Below are 17,365 nucleotides of genomic sequence, written 5' to 3' on the forward strand. Positions count from 1 at the left end.
GCTTGGGGGCGAGGGATATTACGGGCACTCACAAGAGCAAGAGCAAAACTAGTACGGCGCATGAAAACTCTGACGACGACGCAAGAACTGGCCGATTTCTGCAAGGCGGCCGCAAGCTATCCATATATCACAGTCGATACCGAGTTTCTGCGCGAGCGGACCTATTATTCGAAACTGTGCCTCGTGCAACTGGCGGTTCCCTCTGATGATGAAGACAGCGCGGTTCTGGTCGATCCGTTAGTGGATGGCCTGTCCCTCGAACCTCTGTATGAGCTTTTCCGAAACGAGAACGTGGTCAAGGTGTTCCACGCCGCGCGTCAGGATCTTGAGATATTCTGGGTCGAGGCGGGTGTGTTCCCCAACCCGTTGTTCGACACACAGGTCGCCGCAATGGTCTGCGGGTTTGGTGAGCAGGTCGGCTATGAGACGCTGGTACGGAAAATCTGCAAGCAGGGCGTGGACAAGACGTCGCGGTTCACCGATTGGTCCCGTCGTCCTTTGACGGAAGCCCAGAAAACGTATGCATTGGCAGATGTGACGCATCTGCGCAGAATCTATGAACACCTCGCTGCGGAACTCAATAAAACGATGCGTAACCACTGGGTGGCTGAAGAGTTGCGTACGCTGACGCAGCCTGCCACGTATGATATCCGTCCCGAAGAGGCGTGGAAGCGGGTCAAAACGCGAACGAACTCGGTCAAGTTCCTAGCCGTCGTACGCGAGTTGGCGCAGTTTCGCGAAGGGTATGCGCAGGAGCATAACGTGCCGCGCAACCGGGTCTTTAAGGATGACGCCCTAGTCGAACTGGCGTCGACCAAGCCTAAAACAATCGCCGATCTCGGTGCGTCTAGGCTTTTGCTGCGAGAGGCGCGCAAAGGTCCGATTGCCGAAGGTATTCTTGCTGCGGTGACGAAGGGCGTGAATTGTCCGCAGGAAAATCTGCCGAAGATCGACAACTCCCGTGACAACCTGAAGGTCAACCCGGCTTTGGCTGACTTGCTTCGGGTTCTGCTGAAATCCAAAACCGAAAGTTCGGGCGTTGCGGCCAAACTGATCGCAACTAGTTCCGAACTGGACCAGATTGCCGCTGGCGAGCGAGAATTGCCCGCAATGTCGGGGTGGCGTTACGAGGTCTTTGGTGAAGACGCGCTGAAACTGTGCGAGGGGAAAATCGCGCTGGCGGCCAAAGGGCAGGCGGTCAAGGTCGTCTCGCTTTAACGGCGATTACCGCCGCCGCGATTCCAAAGTGTTCTGTTGCCCGACGACACGGATCAGGCGAATGCCTTCAAGATCCTGGGTCGAGACATTTATTGCATCCGACACCATTCGTGTGCGTTCAGATCCTTGCGGGGTCTGTGAGCTGGGGTAATTCACTCGGAAAACAAACTCCAGAACTCCCTTTTCTTTGTTTTCTTCTGAATTAACCGAAACCAAGCGTGCGTTATAGGCACCCTGCCGAAGCGCGGTGCCAGAGGAGTAGATGATCGCGCCTGATGGTATTGGTTCGATCCGCAGTTCGTCGATCTTGGCGATTGGAACACTGGTGTCTTCGGCATCTGGGCGCGAAAACAGGCCGCTTCCCTCACTTGTCTTGGGAACTAACGCATCGGCGGCATTTGGGTCCGGCGGCGTTTCAGACTTCACAGACCGGCTGGAGCCAAACCAGTTTGACGGATTCACCCGCGAGTCGCGCCAGCTGCCGCAGGCAGTCAGGGTCAGCATGGCGATGATAAGAACGGACAGAGACTTTGGCATGGACCCACTGCTTTTCACACGAATTCAGACAATGGGTTAGCGCAATTTCTTCGCGTTGAAAAGCCACAGCTGGGGCTGGACAGCAGGTGTTCGTCGGCTTAGGTCACATTGTGATTTCAACGAAAGGATCACTGCGCCATGGCCACGCCTGCCTTTGAAGACATTGTCGAGGATTTCGAGTTTCTCGAAGACTGGGAAGACCGGTATCGCCATGTCATCGAACAGGGCAAGGCGATGGAGCCTTTGGATGACGCGTTGAAAGTTCCGGCGACAAAGGTTCATGGTTGCGCCAGTCAGGTCTGGCTGCACCCGATAATCGAAGCTGGCGTGTTCAAATTTGATGGCGACAGTGACGCGCTGATCGTTCGCGGGCTGATCGCCGTGCTTCGGTCCCTTTACAACGGGCTGCCGGTGTCCGAGGTGCCGCAGGTCGATGCGGCGGCGGAACTGGCCCGATTGGGCCTAAACGATCATCTGTCAGCGCAGCGGTCCAATGGATTGCGAGCCATGATCGAACGTATCCGCCAGGTCGCGCAGGAAAACGCCTAAGGTCACTCGGGGCGGTTTGCCCAGTCTGACAAAGTGGTTTCCAGATCACCGTAGCCGGTGAAACGCCGTTCGAACGCCAATCCCATGCGGACCGCGCATTCCCGTGCGCGTTCAGTCAGTTTCGGATCGTCGATCTGGGCCTGATAAATCAATTTGGTGTAATTGCCGAAATACATGTCCCGCAGTTCCGGGTGGCGATCCAGGCCCAGTGGTTTCCAGACAAACGCGTCGAATTGGCGGGCAAGAAAGTCAGTCAGGTAGAAGGCAGTTGTTTCGTCCTCGCCGCGTTCTTGAAAGGCCTGATTGCCTTCGAAGAACGAATAGCAGTGAGGGCCTTCTACCATCTCGACACCCAGTTTTTTGCAGGCGGATTGCAGCAGGCCTCCGGTTCCGCAATCGGCATAAACCACATAGATTTTTTCGAACCTGTCGCGGTGTTTGGCCACGGTGTCTTCAACTGCCTGTGTGATCCGTTCCGGATGAACATGCAGGATTGCAGGCAGGCAGGTCAGCGCCATGTGATCCCAGCCGTTGCGCGTTTTGATATCCAAAATTTCGCGCGCAAGTGCCCCACAGGCGATCAGCAGGATGCTTGCGTTTTCCACGCCGTCATAGCCTTTGGTCGTCAGGCTTGCATCATCTGGTAGCGTATCGCTTGGCATGGATCGGCATCCTTATGGGCTCATGGCACAAGAGAATGAAAACAGCTTGCAGGCAAGCCTTCTTCCGACATCTCGTGTCAGGCTGCCGACGTTCGTGTTTCGAATGCCGATAACAGAGGCCGAACGGGCGGGCCGTAGGCGGCGATACCTTGCTTCGATAACTCGGGAAATAAGGACAGAATCTCCTGTCTGGCTGACTGTTCAAGGGCGTTCCAGATTTGGGCGCCGGGATGAAAGCTCTCGCTCAGGCAGCCTTCAGCCCAGAGCAGCTCATGCTGATCAAACAGCAGATGAATGTAGGTTACGACCCCGCCGGGATTGAGGATGATGTCATGTCCGTTAATCAGATGCTTGGCCGGGGCCAGTGCTTCGATTTGGCCGGTATGCAGTTCCAGGCGCCAGTTCTGGATCAGTATCCGGTGTTGCTGCGACACTAGCAGATCGCGGGTGTTCCCAAGCGCACCTGCCTTGAACAGGACCGGCGCGAACGCGCCAATCGCCTGAACCCGCCGCTGCCCGGCCCAGCGTACCTTTTGAAACCCGTGATCAAGGGTTTCCACCCAGTCGCCGGGGCGCAGCGTTTCCACCGGGCGTTCACCCTTGCGGGTTCTGATCAGTGTTCCGGGCGTGAAACAGGGGACCAGAGTCCAGTCCTCTCGGCTGGACACCATGCCTGAATATCGATTGCCAGCAAGGCTGTTGAAGGTGATCGAATGTATAGGCCCCGCTTCCAGAGCGGCCTGATCTGCATTGGCTGAGAACTCAGGCACCAAATATGTGTTGCCATCCACATCCTGCGCGACAACGGCAGTAATGTTTGCACTTGTGCCGTCGAAATAAGTGACGGTGGCGTGGTACACTGATGTGCCATCAAAGGTTTGCGGCGCGCCGCCGTCGATCGAAAACCGATCATTGGCAGACATGTTGTTCATGTCATAGGCAGAGCCGGAGTTTCCAACCACGTTCCATGTCACGCTGTTATGCGCCAACGGCGCGTCCGCGTGACCGAAGGTTTGCCCAACCAGGGCAGAGGCGTTTTCGGCGATATTATTGCCCTCGGCGATATCGATATCGGCAAGTTTGCCCAACGAAATGGCTGTGAAAGACTGCGGCACGGAACCCCCGAAACTTGGACGTTTCGGTTTTTAACCGCACTTTCGTTTACAAACGGATAAACGATACACCTCATGAAGGGGCGGAGCGCTAAAACGAAAAAGACCGCCCGAAACGGGCGGCCTTTTAAGAAAAACCTTAAAGGTCTTAGCCAGCCAGTTGGTTGTGCTTGCGGCCCACGAAATCCTTGGCGGTTTCCACTGCAACCGCAGCGTCACGGCAGTAGGCGTCTGCACCGATGGCTTTGCCGAACTCTTCGTTCAGCGGCGCGCCACCGACCAGAACAATGTAATCGTCGCGCACGCCCTGTTCGACCAGAGTGTCGATAACGACTTTCATGTAGGGCATCGTGGTGGTCAGCAGTGCGGACATACCCAGAATGTCGGGCTGTTCCGTCTCCAGTGCTTCCAGGTAATTCTCGACCGGGTTGTTGATTCCCAGATCGACAACTTCGAATCCTGCACCTTCCATCATCATCGACACAAGGTTCTTGCCGATATCGTGGATGTCACCCTTCACGGTGCCGATGACCATCTTGCCAACACGCGGAGCACCGGTTTCGGCCAGCAGCGGCTTGAGGATCGACATGCCGCCTTTCATTGCGTTGGCCGCCAGCAGAACCTCGGGAACAAACAGAATGCCGTCGCGGAAGTCATGGCCCACAATGGTCATGCCGCCAACCAGGGCTTTGGTCAGGATGTCATACGGCGTCCATCCGCGTTCCAGCAGGATATTGGTGCCTTCTTCGATCTCTTCTTTCAATCCGTCATAGAGATCGTCGAACATCTGATCGACCAGTTCGTCATCATTCAGTTCGGACAGGACGATATCTTCTTCGTCGGACATGGGGTATTCCCTGTGCTGGGCGGGCCATCGGCCCGTGGTGGCATTTTTTCCGTTTTGGCCAAAACGTCGCATTCTGACTGTGACGATTGCGACGTTGGTCGTTTCGGGACCGACCTATATGCCAAAAATGGCACCGGCTCGATTGAAAAGTCTGCAATATAATCCTGTTTATTTTTCATCTATGCGTTCCTTTTTCTTCGTTGGGTTGGCTTGCACTGGTTTTGGTTCAGGCCTATCGTGCAAAAAGAACAAATAGGGAACAAATGTGCCGTGAGCATCGGGTATGTCGTCAAGGCAAGGGGGGTGGCGTCCAATACAGCCGGGCGGTTTGAACGGTTTGCAACGCAGGCCGTTGACGATGGGTGGGACATCGATGAAGACTTGCCGCCCCTGCGAACCGAGACGCAGGATGAGGTGGCGCGCAGTGCCATCACCTATAACCGCTCACCCGATTTGCCTTTTGACCGTTCGATCAACCCGTATCGGGGGTGCGAGCATGGCTGTGTCTATTGTTTTGCCAGACCAAGCCACGCCTATCTGGGCTTGTCCGCAGGGCTGGATTTCGAAACCCGCCTTATTGCGCGCCCCAACATGAGCATTGTTCTGCGCAAGGAACTGTCGGCAAAGTCCTACAAGGTCGCCACGCTCGCGTTCGGGACAAACACTGACCCATACCAGCCCATTGAAAAAAACCGCCTGATTACAAGGTCGTGCCTTGAGGTCTTGCAAGAGTTCAACCACCCCGTCGCAATCGTGACCAAAGGAACACTGATCGAGCGGGATCTGGATATTCTGGCTGACATGGCCAGCCGGGGATTGGTGCGGGTCGGTATATCGCTCACCACGCTGGATGCAGGTCTGTCCCGGCGGATGGAGCCCCGCGCACCGTCTCCGGTGCGTCGGTTGCAGACGATCAGAGCGTTGACCGATGCGGGTGTTCCGGTTCGCGTAATGACTTCGCCTATTGTGCCCGGGCTGACAGATCATGAGTTGGAGAACCTGTTGGGTGCCGGAAAAGAGGCGGGCGCAGATGCGGCAAGCTGGATCATGTTGCGATTGCCGCGCGAAGTCTCTCAGCTTTGGCAGGACTGGCTGGCAGAGTACGAACCCGCCCGTGCAGAGAAGGTCATGTCCAAGCTGCGCGAAATGCATGGCGGGCGGGATTATGACCCGCGCTGGGGGCACAGGATGCGGGGTGAGGGGGACTATGCCGAGCTCATCGCCCTGAGGTTTGCTAAAACCTGCAAAAGACTGGGGCTTTCGATCAAATCCGCCCCATTACGATGCGATCGGTTTGCAGTTCCGCCGCAGCCCGGGGATCAAATGAGCTTGTTCTGAAACCAAATGCCGAACCTTTCGTTGTTTCTGTATCGAAAGCAAAAGACCCCGGTTTTACCGGGGCCTTCTGGATTGGTTGCGAACCCTAATGGATTAGCGGTTTTCGATGTCCACGTAGTCGCGCAGCGTCTCACCCAGATACAGCTGACGCGGGCGGCCGATTTTGTTTTGTGGATCGGCGATCATCTCTTTCCACTGGCTGACCCAGCCAACAGTACGTGACAGGGCGAAGATCGGCGTGAACATCGAGGTTGGGAAACCCATCGCCTCGAGGATGATACCCGAATAGAAGTCGACATTTGGGAACAGCTTTTTCTCGGCGAAATACGGGTCTTCCAGCGCTTCGCGTTCCAGTTCCTTGGCAACCTGCAATTTCGGGTTGTCTTCAACGCCCAGCAGGTCAAGAACTTCGTCTGCCGATTGCTTCATTACTTTGGCGCGCGGATCGAAGTTCTTGTACACACGGTGGCCAAAGCCCATCAGGCGGAACGGGTCATTCTTATCCTTGGCGCGGGCGATGAATTCGGGAATGCGATCAACGGTGCCGATCTCTTCCAGCATTTCCAAGCAGGCCTGATTTGCGCCGCCATGTGCCGGACCCCAAAGGCAAGCGATGCCAGCGGCGATACAGGCAAACGGGTTTGCGCCCGAGGACGACGCCAGACGCACGGTCGATGTCGAGGCATTCTGTTCGTGGTCTGCATGCAGTGTAAAGATGCGGTCCATGGCCCGGCTGAGGATCGGGTTGACCTCATATTCCTCGGCAGGAACGCTGAAACACATGCGCAGAAAGTTCGACGCATAGTCCAGATCGTTGCGTGGATAAACGAAAGGCTGACCGGTGTGGTACTTATAGGCCCACGCAGCAATTGTCGGCATCTTGGCGATCAGACGATGCGATGCGATTTCACGCTGCTGCGGGTCCGAGATATCCGTTGAATCGTGATAGAAGGCCGACATCGCGCCAACAACGCCGACCATGATGGCCATCGGGTGCGCGTCACGGCGGAAACCACGATAGAAATACTGCATCTGCTCGTGCAGCATGGTGTGGCGTGTGATCGTGGTCTCGAACTTCTCAAGATCCTTTGCCGCCGGTAGTTCTCCGTACAGCAGAAGATAACAGACTTCAAGGAAATGCGATTTCTCGGCCAGTTGGTCGATCGGATAGCCCCGGTGCAGCAGTTCGCCTTTTTCGCCGTCGATATAGGTGATCGTGCTGTCGCAACTGGCGGTCGAAGTGAATCCAGGATCGTAGGTGAAGACGCCGGCCTGACCGTAAAGTTTTCGAATATCAATGACATCCGGACCGGCGGTCGGGGAATGAACCGGCAACTCATACTCTTTGCCGTGAACGGTCAGAGTGGCTGTTTTGTTGCTGTCAGTCATGGTTATCCCTTCTTCATTCATGCGCATGCCAAAGGAACCTCAGGCAGTGCGGGCAACGACTGCGCGCTCTCGCGCAGTCCGGGTGTTAGCGGAGCAGCGTTACCCGTTTATGAAGCTCGGGTTATTTCGCTGCTTCTGAAAGCCGCGCCAGGGTTTCATCCCGTCCCAGCACAAGCATCATGTCAAAAACTGAAGGTGTGACGGCGCGACCAGCCAAGGCAGCCCTGAGCGGGCCAGCCAGCTTGCCGAACGTGAGCTCCTTTGACTCAGCAAAGGAATTCAGGGTCTCCTCCAGTTCGTTCCGGGACCAGCTAGCATTTTGCAGCTGCGGCGTCAATTCTTCCAGTATACCGTCGGATACAGATGCCAGCACCTTTGCAGCTTTCTCGTCGGGAGAAATTGGGCGTTCCGTTATGACAAAGTGAGCCTTTTCAAGGAGTTCAGGAAAGGTTCGCGCCCGATCCTTGAGGCAATACATCGCACGTTCCAAATCACTCGATTGTGTATCTGTCAGGGGGGGTAAAGCGGCTGCGGCCAAGTACGCTTCGATTTCATGCCGCAGCGCAGCATCATCGGAGATGGCGATGTGTTGACCACAAAGGTTTTCAAGTTTTTTCAGATCAAAACGGGCCGGACTTTTGCCGATTCCGTTCAGATCAAACCATTCCTTTGCCTGCGCATCGGTAAAGAACTCATCGTCACCATGACTCCAGCCCAGACGGGCCAGATAGTTGCGCATCCCGGCGGCAGGATAGCCCATGGCCTGATATTCCTGCGCGCCAAGCGCACCATGGCGTTTGGACAGTTTCTTACCGTCTGGCCCGTGGATCAGCGGAATATGGGCCCAGACCGGAACATCCCATCCCATTGCCTCATAGATCATCATTTGGCGCGCCGCGTTATTGAGGTGGTCATCGCCGCGAATGACATGGGTAACACCCATATCATGATCGTCGACCACCACGGCCAGCATGTAGACCGGTGTCTCGTCGGAACGCAGCAAAACCATGTCATCCAGTTGGTCGTTGCGAATGGTCACGTTACCCTGAACCTGATCGCGGATTACGGTTGTGCCGTCCTGCGGAGCCTTGATGCGAATGACAAATGGCAGGTCGGGATGTGCGGAAGGATCAGCGTCACGCCAAGGGCTGCGGAACAGGGTCGACTTGCCCTCGGCCCGCGCCTGTTCCCGAAAGGCGGCAATCTCGTCCTGCGTCGAGAAGCATTTATATGCCTTTCCCTCGGCCAGAAGCTGGTACGCGACTTCGGCATGCCTAGCAGCTCCTTCGAACTGGCTGACTACATCACCATCGTGATCCAGTCCCAACCATTCCATGCCCTGGAGGATCGCGTCGGTTGCCTCGGGGGTCGATCGTTCCCGGTCGGTGTCTTCGATCCGCAGCAGGAACTTTCCGCCACGTCCGCGGGCATAAAGCCAGTTGAACAATGCGGTGCGCGCGCCGCCGATGTGCAGAAAACCTGTGGGCGAGGGGGCAAAACGTGTGACGACCTGTTCGGACATGTTGAGGATTAACCTTTTGGTAACCGTATCTGGCATAGTTTGACGCCTGTCTAACGAGCCCGAAGGACGGGGGCAACCATGCGTGTTCTTGCACGGGTCGAGGCCGCGCTGCTGCACCAGACAGGGTATCTGTTTCCGTGGACACCAGTGATGCTGGCAACGGGGATCGGTCTCTATTTCGGTGCCCGGAGCGAGCCCGGCTGGCCGGTATACGCAGGTCTGTCTTGCTTGTTCCTGGCTCTTGTCGTCCTGAGCCGCCGACTGCCACCGGGGGTGGGAACGTTAGCGACCGGTGGGGCGCTGATTGCGGTCGGTTTCATACTGGCAGGCACTCGCGCCCATATGGTGGCAGAACCGGTTCTGTCCTGGCGGTACTATGGCCCTGTCGAGGGGAGGGTCGTCGCCATGGATCGGTCTGCCTCGGATGCGTTGCGGTTGACGCTCGATCAGGTGCGCGTAGGGGACGTGCCGCAGGAGCGCAGGCCGCAACGCATCCGTCTTTCTGTTCATGGCCCAACAGGACCTTTTGCGCCTGGGCAACGGATCATGACCACAGCGCATCTTTCGCCGCCGCAGGGCCCTGTTGAACCCGGCGGGTTCGATTTTCGCCGCCATGCCTGGTTTCAGGGGTTGGGCGCGGTCGGGTATACCCGCGTTCCTGTTCTGACGATTGCGCCAGCCAAAGCCGGTATTGGCGGTGTTCGGATTACGGCAATCCGAATGGCGATATCACAGCGAGTGAAACAAATCCTGCCCGGAGAAATCGGTGGGTTTGCCGCTGCCGTCACCACAGGCGATCGCAGCGGTATGGGGCAAGAGACGCTCTTGTCCCTGCGCGCGTCGAACCTGGCGCATTTGCTTGCAATTTCCGGGCTTCACATGGGGCTATTGACGGGTTTTGTTTTTGTGGCCTGTCGCATCGGTTTGTCACTGATCCCCTTCGTGGCTTTGCGGCTACCTGTTCGAAAAGTTGCGGCTGTGTTCGCGCTGGTCGCGGCAACGCTTTATTTACTGTTGTCCGGTGGGAATATCGCAACCGAACGCGCCTATGTCATGGTCAGTGTGATGCTGGGGGCCGTGTTGATCGACAGGCGTGCGATTTCATTGCGCGCGGTTTCTGTCGCTGCGCTGATCGTTCTGATTCTTTGGCCCGAGTCGCTGCTGAGCCCGGGGTTTCAGATGTCCTTTGCCGCAACGACAGCCTTGGTCGCCGTCTTCGGTGCATTGCAAAAGGTGGGCCCGTTACCCGGCCCGAATTGGTTGAAACCGATTGCTGGCGTGGTGATGTCCTCGGCGATTGCCGGGCTTGCCACGGCCCCAATTGGCGCTGCGCATTTCAATACTATGTCTCACTATGGATTGCTGGCGAATCTGCTGTCCGTGCCCGTGATGGGCCTTGTTGTTGTACCTGCGGCGGTTGTCGCAGCACTGGCCGCCCCATTTGGATTTGAGGCTGTCCCGCTGACCGTTATGGGCTGGGCGCTGCATTGGATCCTTGGGGTGTCAAACTGGGTGTCGCACCTGGACGGTGCTCAGGGCTTCGTCGTCAGTCCGCCCTGGTATGTATTGCCACTTGTTGCTGTTGGAGCTTTGTGGCTGGCCCTGTGGCAAGGGCGCGTGCGTTGGTACGGCGTCGGGCCTGTCATTCTGTCATTTATGCTTTGGACCTCGGGCCACAGGCCAGATGTTTTGATCGCGGAAAACGGGGGGTTAGTTGGCGTGATGACCTCTCAGGGCCGGGCCCTGAGTAAAAGCAAAGGCAGTGGGTTTGTTGCCAGCGTCTGGCTTGAGAATGACGGCGACGGTGCCGATCAGATCGCGGCAGCAGGCAGATGGCCTGATAGCAGCACCGTTCAGCGGTACCCTTATCAGGACAAGGAAATCATCCATATCCCGGGCAAAAGGGCTGCGCGCAAGTTCGACGAATGCGAAGGCAACCAGATCATTATTTCGACAGTTGCGCTGCCACTTGAGGGCGCGTGCGCCATCTTCGATGCGGATCACCTGTCCAAAACCGGCAGCCTGTCATTGTCGGATGGAAAGCTGACGTCAAGCGCAGAACTGACAGGTCACCGTCTCTGGTCCCCGAATCCCGTCGGGGACCGTCGTTTGAAGCTGGGTCAATAGGTGCGGATCAGACCGACTAGGCGACCTTGAACTTTGACCTTTTCTTCGGGTAGAACGCGCGTCTCATAAGCCGGGTTGGCCGCTTCGAGCGCGATAGCTTTGCCGCGGCGGAAAAAACGTTTCAGCGTTGCTTCCTGATCTTCTACCAGTGCAACCACGATATCACCGTTATCAGCAGTCGCGGTTTCGCGGATGACAACCACATCCCCGTCATTGATGCCCGCGTCAATCATCGAGTCGCCGCGAACCTCAAGCGCATAGTGCTGGCCCTTCCCGGACACCATGGGGCCGGGGACTGCCACGTGATGCGACACGTGGCTGATCGCCTCAATGGGGACACCCGCCGCGATCCGACCCATCACCGGCAATTCCTGCGCATCCACAGCAACCGGCTCAATATTGGCCGGGCGGGGGCCTTTGGGTCGGTCGCCTTCGATCACGCGGGGTGAAAATCCAGCAGTTGGTTCACCGCCTAGGCTTTCGGGAAGCTTTACGATTTCAATCGCGCGGGCACGATGCGCGAGGCGACGGATAAAGCCGCGTTCTTCCAGCGCAGTGATCAGCCTGTGGATGCCGGATTTCGACCGAAGATCAAGCGCGGCCTTCATTTCATCGAAACTGGGCGGAACACCGTCCGCCTGCACGCGTTTTTGGATGAATTTCAACAAATCCAATTGCTTCTTGGTCAGCATTGCTCACACCTCGTCGCTCATGCGTTTTCTTTTGTTCTACGCATGTTCACGTTTTGTGTCAATGAATTTGGGCGAAGTTCAGATAGGCAGGTACTGAACCGTTTCCCCGGTCTTGCGGGCGGGATCGTTTGGGGGACGGACCAAAAGGGCGTTTGCCTGCGCCAGAACGCTAAGGAGAGAGCTGTCCTGATCTGCACAGGCCTGGATGCCTGTTTCGCCCAGAACCGCGCGCATGTAATGCTCGCGCGGACCGTTTTCTGTCAATGGTTCGGTCAACCGGGCAGAGCGAAACGGCGGCAGAACCATTTCCAGCCCCAGCATCCGGCGCACCATCGGGGCAAGGAACAGATAGCCACAGACCATCGCGCTGACCGGGTTTCCCGGAAGTCCGACCATCGCGGTGTCACCCATGCGACCAGCCATCAGGGGTTTTCCGGGGCGCATTCGGATCTTGTAGAACGACCGATCCATCCCCAAGCCCTGCGAAACGTCAGACACGAGGTCGTAGTCACCAACCGACGCGCCGCCAATCGTCACGATGAGATCGGCCCCTCGCGCCAGATCAAACGCAGTCTCAAGCGATGAAACCGTGTCCCGTGCAATCGGAAGGACACGAACCACAGCACCGAGCCCTTCGAGTAATGCCCGCAATCCAAACGTGTTAGACGCGATAATCTGGTCCGGTCCCGGTTCTTCGCCGGGCATGACAAGTTCGTCGCCGGTCGAGATCAGAGCAATGTCGGGTTTTCGAGAGACCGGGACCCACGCGATATTCATCGCAGCCATCAGGGCAACGTCTTCGGCGCGGATCAAACGCGGTGCCGTGATGGGCGTGCCTGCCATAAAATCCACACCGGCAGGGCGGATGTTCGTTTTGGGGCCGGGGTGGTCTGTGATCGTGATCAGATCGCCACGCCGGTCGGTATCTTCCTGAATCACAACGAAATCCGCGCCATCGGGAACCGGAGCGCCGGTAAATATACGCACGGCCTGACCGGGGCCCACCGAGCCGTCGAAACGACGACCCGCAGCGGATTCGCCCACCACTTTGAACATGGCATGAAGCTCGACTTCGTCGGCTTTGACGGCATAGCCATCCATCGAAGATGCGGCGAAAGGAGGTTGGTCGCGCGTTGCCACAACCGCGTTCGACAGAACACGTCCCGCGGACTGGGCCAGTGGAACCTGTTCCGAAGGTAGAGGGCCGACAAGATCGAACAGCAGGGCGCGCGCTTCTTCGACGGTAATCATTTCGCCTCGTAACGTCCTGATTTTCCGCCGTCTTTGAGGCTTACATGAATGCCGCCAATTTCCATCGCTTTGTCGACGGCTTTGGTCATATCGTACACAGTCAAGGCTGCGGTGGAAACGGCGGTCAGGGCCTCCATCTCAACTCCGGTTTGACCTGACGTCTTGACTGTCGCTTCGATCTGAACACCCGGCAGATCCGGGTCGAGGGTCAGTTCAACGGCAACCTTGGTCACCGGCAAAGGATGGCAGAGCGGGATCAGATCCGGCGTCTTCTTTGCACCCATGATGCCGGCCAAGCGGGCAACGCCCAAAACATCGCCCTTTGCCGCGCGTTGTTCTGAAATGATTTCATAGGTTTCCGGTGCCATCTTCACGTAACCCACAGCCACGGCTATGCGATCTGTGACCTCTTTGCCCGAGACGTCGACCATATGCGCCTGACCTTGAGCATCGAAATGGGTCAGCGGCATCACATCACTCCGGGGATAAGCGGATTGGACAGGATGTGGCGCGTGGCCGCTTCGACATCGTCCTGGCGCATCAGGCTTTCGCCGATCAAAAAACACCGGGCGCCATAGCGCGCAATATCCCGCAAGTCTTCTGGCGTGCCCAACCCACTTTCACACACGATAGTACGGTCCGCTGGCACCAGTTTGGACAGGCGGCGTGTTGTGTCAAGAGTGGTCTCGAAGGTCTTGAGATTGCGATTATTTATACCGATCAATGGACTTTTCAATTGGGCTGCGCGTTCAAGCTCGGCTTGGTCGTGAACCTCAATCAGAACATCCATCTCCCAATCGAAAGCGGTTTGTTCCAACTCGGCTGCCTGATCATCGCTGACGGATGCCATGATGATCAGAATACAGTCGGCTTCCAAAGCACGTGCCTCGACCACCTGATAAGGGTCATACATGAAATCCTTGCGCAAAGCGGGCAGAGATGTCGCGTTACGCGCTTGTGTCAGATATTCCTTTGCACCCTGAAAGCTGGGCGTGTCGGTGAGCACGGACAAACACGCAGCACCGCCTTCTTCATAAGCCTTGGCCAAGGCAGGCGGATCAAAATCAGGCCTGATCAAACCCTTGGAAGGGCTGGCTTTTTTGATCTCAGCGATCAGGCCGTAACCTTGCCGGGACGCAGCTTGAAGCGCTGCGGCAAACCCGCGGGTTTCCGAAGCGGCACGTGCTTCACTTTCCAGCGTTTCCAAGGACTTCTGAGCCTTGTCTGCTGCGATTTCTTCCAGTTTGTAGGCTTTGATCTTGTCCAGAACGGTTTCGGTCATGCGGCCTCCTGAGTCTTGGCGGCCAAGGCCGTGATTTTGTTTTTGGCTTCACCGCTGTCGATGCTCGCAGCGGCCATGGCCACACCTTCGCGCAGATCACCTGCCGCATCAGCGACAACCAATGCGGCGGCAGAGTTCAGCAACACGGCATCACGATACGCTGACCGAGCACCGTCCAGCAGAGCACGAAATGCGATGGCGTTCTCTTCAGGGGTTCCGCCGAGGATGTCTTCGAAAGGGTGCACAGGCAGGCCAGCATCCTCGGGGTGCAACTCGACCTCTTTGATCACGTCATCCTCCAAAGCGGCGACCCAGCTGATACCGGTGATCGTCAACTCGTCAGTCCCGTCCGATCCGTGTACCAACCACGCGCGGTCTGACCCCAGCAGGCCTAGTGTTTCAGCCATGGGGCGGATCAGCTCGCGGCTAAAGGCGCCGGTCAATTGCCGTTTGACGCCAGCAGGGTTGGTCAGCGGGCCCAGGATATTGAAAATCGTGCGCGTTCCCAGTTCCTGCCGCGAAGGCATAACATGCGCAATGGCCGGGTGATGCATCGGTGCCATCATGAAACCGATGCCGACATCTTTCAGAGCACTTTCAACAACTTGCGGGCCAACCATAACGTTGATACCCATTTGCCCCAATGCGTCCGCTGCACCGGATTTGGAGCTTAGGTTGCGGTTGCCGTGTTTAGCGACTGTCACGCCAGCGCCTGCGACGACAAATGCAGTCGCGGTCGAGATGTTCAGGGTGCCTTTCCCGTCTCCGCCCGTGCCAACGATGTCGATCGCTCCTTCGGGCGCCCGCACGGCATTGCACTTGGCGCGCATCACAGCCGCGGCCGCGGCATATTCATCAACCGTTTCCCCCCTTGTACGCATGGCCATCAACAGCCCGCCAATCTGGCTTGGCGTGGCTTCGCCGTTGAACAGGATGCCAAAGGCAGTCTCGGCCTCTTTACGGGTCAGCGGACGATCGGCGGCTGCTCCAATCAGCGGTTTCAGCGCGTCGCTCATGCCGGGACTTTCAGTTCTTGAAGGAAATTCTTGAGAAGGGCGTGACCATGCTCGGACGCAATCGATTCAGGGTGGAACTGAACACCGTGAATAGGCAGTTCCTTGTGTTGCAGCCCCATGATCGTACCGTCTTCCAGCTCGGCTGTGATCTCAAGACAGTCGGGCAGCGTCTCGCGCTCGACCACCAGCGAATGGTAGCGTGTGGCTTCAAAGGGCGATGGAAGGCCAGCAAAGACGCCTTTTCCCGTGTGGTGCATGATGCCCATCTTGCCATGCACAATTTCGTGGCATCTAACAACCTTGCCACCGAACGCCTGTCCGATGGTCTGATGCCCAAGACAAACCCCCAAAAGGGGCGTTTTAGTCTCGGCCGCGGCTTCGGTCAGAGCTAGACAGATGCCCGCCTGATCCGGGTCGCAGGGGCCGGGGCTTAGCAAGATGCCAGCCGGGTTCATGGCCATTGCTTCCTGTACATCCAGCGCATCATTGCGGCGAATGACCATTTCGGCACCAAGTTCGCCCAAATAATGTACCAAATTGTAGGTAAACGAGTCGTAGTTGTCGATCAGCAGCAGCATATGGGCACTTATCTTCGCTTGGGCATTTCGGGCTGGCGATGCAACCCCGGGCCACGGTATAATGTCCGCACATACATGCTCAGGCTTGGGCGGCAGCGTCAAGAGGACATACGGTTTCTGACGCCTCCAATTGACCGAGCGCCACACCAGATGGCGCAGAGCAGGGCGAGGCAGGGAAAAGAGGCGAAAGGCAGGAAATATGGGCGGATTTTTCGGAGGAATGGTCGCAGGGGCGATCGTTGTTTTGATCTTGGGTGCGGTCGTGTCGCTCAACACGCCGATGGTCAACACACCGGTTGTCGCGACCGAAGCACCAGCGCCGACGATTTCAGAAACACCAGAGGCGCCTACTGAACTTGCCGAGGATGTTTCTGATGCCGATCTGGTGGAACTGGCCCCGCGTGCGCCAGAAGCCGCCGATAATGCCAGCGAAGATCTGGCCGATTTGTCCGGGTTGGAAGCGTCATCCGAGCCGCAGCCCGAGGTAGGCAAAGCGGCTGAGGCTCCGAACGAGCCCGCTGCAACGGTGGCGACCGAAGTGTCCGTCATGACCGAAGCCCCCGCTGCGCCGCCCGAGCCTAGCCAGGTACCCGCAGTTCAGCAGGAACAGTCCGTGCCGGTTGTAATTGATGAAACCCCCACGCCGCCGACCGAGTCTGACACAACCGATGTCGCAGTTCTTGAGCCCGAACCAAATCCGTTGCCACAGGTCGAGGCTGAACCACAAACAAAAGACACTACGACTGATAATTCATTTGAAAGCAGTCCGATTGCGGTGGAAGGGGATGAAGATACCTTGCCCCGTGAGCTACCGCGTATTGCTGCGCTGCCTCAGATCGGGGGAGAACAGGAAGAAAGTGCCAGTTCGATTGTCGGAAAACGTATCCTGCCGTTGACGGAACGCGATGATGAGCCTGTTGCAGAACAGGCGATTTCCGAACAGCCATCTGCGGAAAAACCGATTGAACGTTTTGCCGCCAAGTTCGAGAACCCGGAATCTAAGCCGCTGATGTCGATCATTCTGATTGATGACGAAGGCGCATTCGGCGCTGAAGCGTTGCAGGATTTCCCTTACCCGATCAGCTTTGCCGTGAACCCGTCTGATCCGGATGCGGCGGAAAAGATGGCACGGCACCGCGCGGCCGGGTTCGAAGTTCTGGCCCTTGCGGACTTGCCCGAGGCAGCAAGCGCGCAGGATGCCGAAGTTTCGCTGTCTGTGTGGCTGGATACATTGCCTGAAACAGT

The 17,365-nt window shown here is 57.2% G+C and carries 17 protein-coding genes; 5 read left to right on the forward strand and 12 right to left on the reverse strand.

The window, feature by feature from the left end; translation table 11 throughout:
• Positions 1-60 precede the first annotated feature (60 nt).
• Entirely contained in the window at positions 61-1,218 is a 1,158-nt protein-coding gene (gene rnd, locus AC2FND_RS00680; RefSeq protein WP_496767316.1) for a ribonuclease D, read from the forward strand.
• 6 nt (positions 1,219-1,224) lie between these two features.
• Here the strand turns inward: rnd and AC2FND_RS00685 are convergent, their stop codons facing one another.
• Positions 1,225-1,755, reverse strand: a complete 531-nt coding sequence (locus AC2FND_RS00685) for a hypothetical protein (protein ID WP_496767317.1) — start codon at positions 1,753-1,755, stop codon at positions 1,225-1,227.
• Positions 1,756-1,893: 138 nt separating this feature from the next.
• Between AC2FND_RS00685 and AC2FND_RS00690 the strand changes: the two genes are divergently transcribed.
• A complete protein-coding gene (locus tag AC2FND_RS00690; protein ID WP_209503806.1) occupies positions 1,894-2,304 on the forward strand; it encodes a SufE family protein in 411 nt (136 codons plus the stop codon).
• 2 nt (positions 2,305-2,306) lie between these two features.
• Here AC2FND_RS00690 and AC2FND_RS00695 read toward each other — a convergent pair whose 3' ends face one another.
• The 3 genes from AC2FND_RS00695 to AC2FND_RS00705 all read right to left on the reverse strand — a co-directional run bounded on the left by AC2FND_RS00695 (position 2,307) and on the right by AC2FND_RS00705 (position 4,925).
• Positions 2,307-2,966: a DUF1638 domain-containing protein gene (locus AC2FND_RS00695; protein WP_209503807.1), complete on the reverse strand. Its 660-nt coding sequence runs from the start codon at positions 2,964-2,966 to the stop codon at positions 2,307-2,309.
• Between the two features lie 77 nt (positions 2,967-3,043).
• The gene (locus AC2FND_RS00700; RefSeq protein ID WP_496767318.1) at positions 3,044-4,081 is read right to left on the reverse strand and encodes a Hint domain-containing protein; all 1,038 of its coding nucleotides are present in this window, start codon (positions 4,079-4,081) and stop codon (positions 3,044-3,046) included.
• Between the two features lie 145 nt (positions 4,082-4,226).
• Positions 4,227-4,925 (reverse strand): corrinoid protein, encoded by a 699-nt coding sequence (locus AC2FND_RS00705; RefSeq protein ID WP_209503809.1) that lies wholly within the window; start codon positions 4,923-4,925, stop codon positions 4,227-4,229.
• Between the two features lie 270 nt (positions 4,926-5,195).
• Between AC2FND_RS00705 and AC2FND_RS00710 the strand changes: the two genes are divergently transcribed.
• Positions 5,196-6,263 (forward strand): PA0069 family radical SAM protein, encoded by a 1,068-nt coding sequence (locus AC2FND_RS00710; RefSeq protein ID WP_496767319.1) that lies wholly within the window; start codon positions 5,196-5,198, stop codon positions 6,261-6,263.
• Between the two features lie 93 nt (positions 6,264-6,356).
• On the opposite strand, the gene gltA is transcribed toward AC2FND_RS00710, so the two are convergent.
• Positions 6,357-7,652, reverse strand: coding sequence for a citrate synthase (gene gltA / locus AC2FND_RS00715; protein ID WP_209503811.1), 1,296 nt, complete (start codon positions 7,650-7,652; stop codon positions 6,357-6,359).
• Between the two features lie 121 nt (positions 7,653-7,773).
• Complete coding sequence (gene gltX / locus AC2FND_RS00720; protein WP_496767336.1) at positions 7,774-9,174, reverse strand: glutamate--tRNA ligase; 1,401 nt, start codon at positions 9,172-9,174, stop codon at positions 7,774-7,776.
• A 78-nt stretch (positions 9,175-9,252) separates the two neighbouring features.
• On the opposite strand from gltX, the gene AC2FND_RS00725 reads away from it, so the two are divergent.
• Positions 9,253-11,301 carry a ComEC/Rec2 family competence protein gene (locus tag AC2FND_RS00725; RefSeq protein ID WP_496767321.1) on the forward strand — a complete coding sequence of 683 codons (2,049 nt, stop codon included), beginning with the start codon at positions 9,253-9,255 and terminating at the stop codon, positions 11,299-11,301.
• On the opposite strand, the gene lexA is transcribed toward AC2FND_RS00725, so the two are convergent.
• The 6 genes from lexA to AC2FND_RS00755 form a co-directional block, all read right to left on the reverse strand.
• The gene (gene lexA / locus AC2FND_RS00730; RefSeq protein WP_496767323.1) at positions 11,295-11,993 is read right to left on the reverse strand and encodes a transcriptional repressor LexA; all 699 of its coding nucleotides are present in this window, start codon (positions 11,991-11,993) and stop codon (positions 11,295-11,297) included. The two genes, AC2FND_RS00725 and lexA, sit on opposite strands and share 7 nt — an antisense overlap.
• Positions 11,994-12,071: 78 nt before the next feature.
• Positions 12,072-13,244, reverse strand: coding sequence for a molybdopterin molybdotransferase MoeA (locus AC2FND_RS00735; protein ID WP_496767325.1), 1,173 nt, complete (start codon positions 13,242-13,244; stop codon positions 12,072-12,074).
• A complete protein-coding gene (gene moaC, locus AC2FND_RS00740; RefSeq protein WP_209503815.1) occupies positions 13,241-13,714 on the reverse strand; it encodes a cyclic pyranopterin monophosphate synthase MoaC in 474 nt (157 codons plus the stop codon). The genes AC2FND_RS00735 and moaC overlap by 4 nt, the downstream gene beginning before the upstream one ends.
• Positions 13,714-14,526, reverse strand: a complete 813-nt coding sequence (gene trpC / locus AC2FND_RS00745; protein ID WP_209503816.1) for an indole-3-glycerol phosphate synthase TrpC — start codon at positions 14,524-14,526, stop codon at positions 13,714-13,716. Before trpC ends, moaC begins: the two co-directional genes overlap by 1 nt.
• Positions 14,523-15,542: an anthranilate phosphoribosyltransferase gene (gene trpD / locus AC2FND_RS00750; protein ID WP_496767327.1), complete on the reverse strand. Its 1,020-nt coding sequence runs from the start codon at positions 15,540-15,542 to the stop codon at positions 14,523-14,525. The genes trpC and trpD overlap by 4 nt, the downstream gene beginning before the upstream one ends.
• Positions 15,539-16,120, reverse strand: coding sequence for an anthranilate synthase component II (locus AC2FND_RS00755; RefSeq protein WP_480472961.1), 582 nt, complete (start codon positions 16,118-16,120; stop codon positions 15,539-15,541). The genes trpD and AC2FND_RS00755 overlap by 4 nt, the downstream gene beginning before the upstream one ends.
• Positions 16,121-16,319: 199 nt before the next feature.
• On the opposite strand from AC2FND_RS00755, the gene AC2FND_RS00760 reads away from it, so the two are divergent.
• On the forward strand, positions 16,320-17,365 hold a 1,046-nt coding region (locus tag AC2FND_RS00760), incomplete at its 3' end, for a divergent polysaccharide deacetylase family protein (protein ID WP_496767330.1).

This window comes from Ruegeria sp. BHSB056 (assembly GCF_059613305.1).

Excerpts from the sequence above, each read along its gene's own strand:
- rnd (WP_496767316.1), top strand. The coding sequence starts at position 61 with ATGAAAACTCTGACGACGACGCAAGAACTGGCCGATTTCTGCAAGGCG.
- trpD (WP_496767327.1), bottom strand. The coding sequence starts at position 15,542 with ATGAGCGACGCGCTGAAACCGCTGATTGGAGCAGCCGCCGATCGTCCG.
- lexA (WP_496767323.1), bottom strand. The coding sequence starts at position 11,993 with ATGCTGACCAAGAAGCAATTGGATTTGTTGAAATTCATCCAAAAACGC.
- gltX (WP_496767336.1), bottom strand. The coding sequence starts at position 9,174 with ATGTCCGAACAGGTCGTCACACGTTTTGCCCCCTCGCCCACAGGTTTT.
- AC2FND_RS00685 (WP_496767317.1), bottom strand. The coding sequence starts at position 1,755 with ATGCCAAAGTCTCTGTCCGTTCTTATCATCGCCATGCTGACCCTGACT.
- AC2FND_RS00755 (WP_480472961.1), bottom strand. The coding sequence starts at position 16,120 with ATGCTGCTGCTGATCGACAACTACGACTCGTTTACCTACAATTTGGTA.
- AC2FND_RS00695 (WP_209503807.1), bottom strand. The coding sequence starts at position 2,966 with ATGCCAAGCGATACGCTACCAGATGATGCAAGCCTGACGACCAAAGGC.
- AC2FND_RS00725 (WP_496767321.1), top strand. The coding sequence starts at position 9,253 with ATGCGTGTTCTTGCACGGGTCGAGGCCGCGCTGCTGCACCAGACAGGG.
- gltA (WP_209503811.1), bottom strand. The coding sequence starts at position 7,652 with ATGACTGACAGCAACAAAACAGCCACTCTGACCGTTCACGGCAAAGAG.
- AC2FND_RS00690 (WP_209503806.1), top strand. The coding sequence starts at position 1,894 with ATGGCCACGCCTGCCTTTGAAGACATTGTCGAGGATTTCGAGTTTCTC.
- AC2FND_RS00735 (WP_496767325.1), bottom strand. The coding sequence starts at position 13,244 with ATGATTACCGTCGAAGAAGCGCGCGCCCTGCTGTTCGATCTTGTCGGC.
- trpC (WP_209503816.1), bottom strand. The coding sequence starts at position 14,526 with ATGACCGAAACCGTTCTGGACAAGATCAAAGCCTACAAACTGGAAGAA.
- AC2FND_RS00705 (WP_209503809.1), bottom strand. The coding sequence starts at position 4,925 with ATGTCCGACGAAGAAGATATCGTCCTGTCCGAACTGAATGATGACGAA.
- moaC (WP_209503815.1), bottom strand. The coding sequence starts at position 13,714 with ATGCCGCTGACCCATTTCGATGCTCAAGGTCAGGCGCATATGGTCGAC.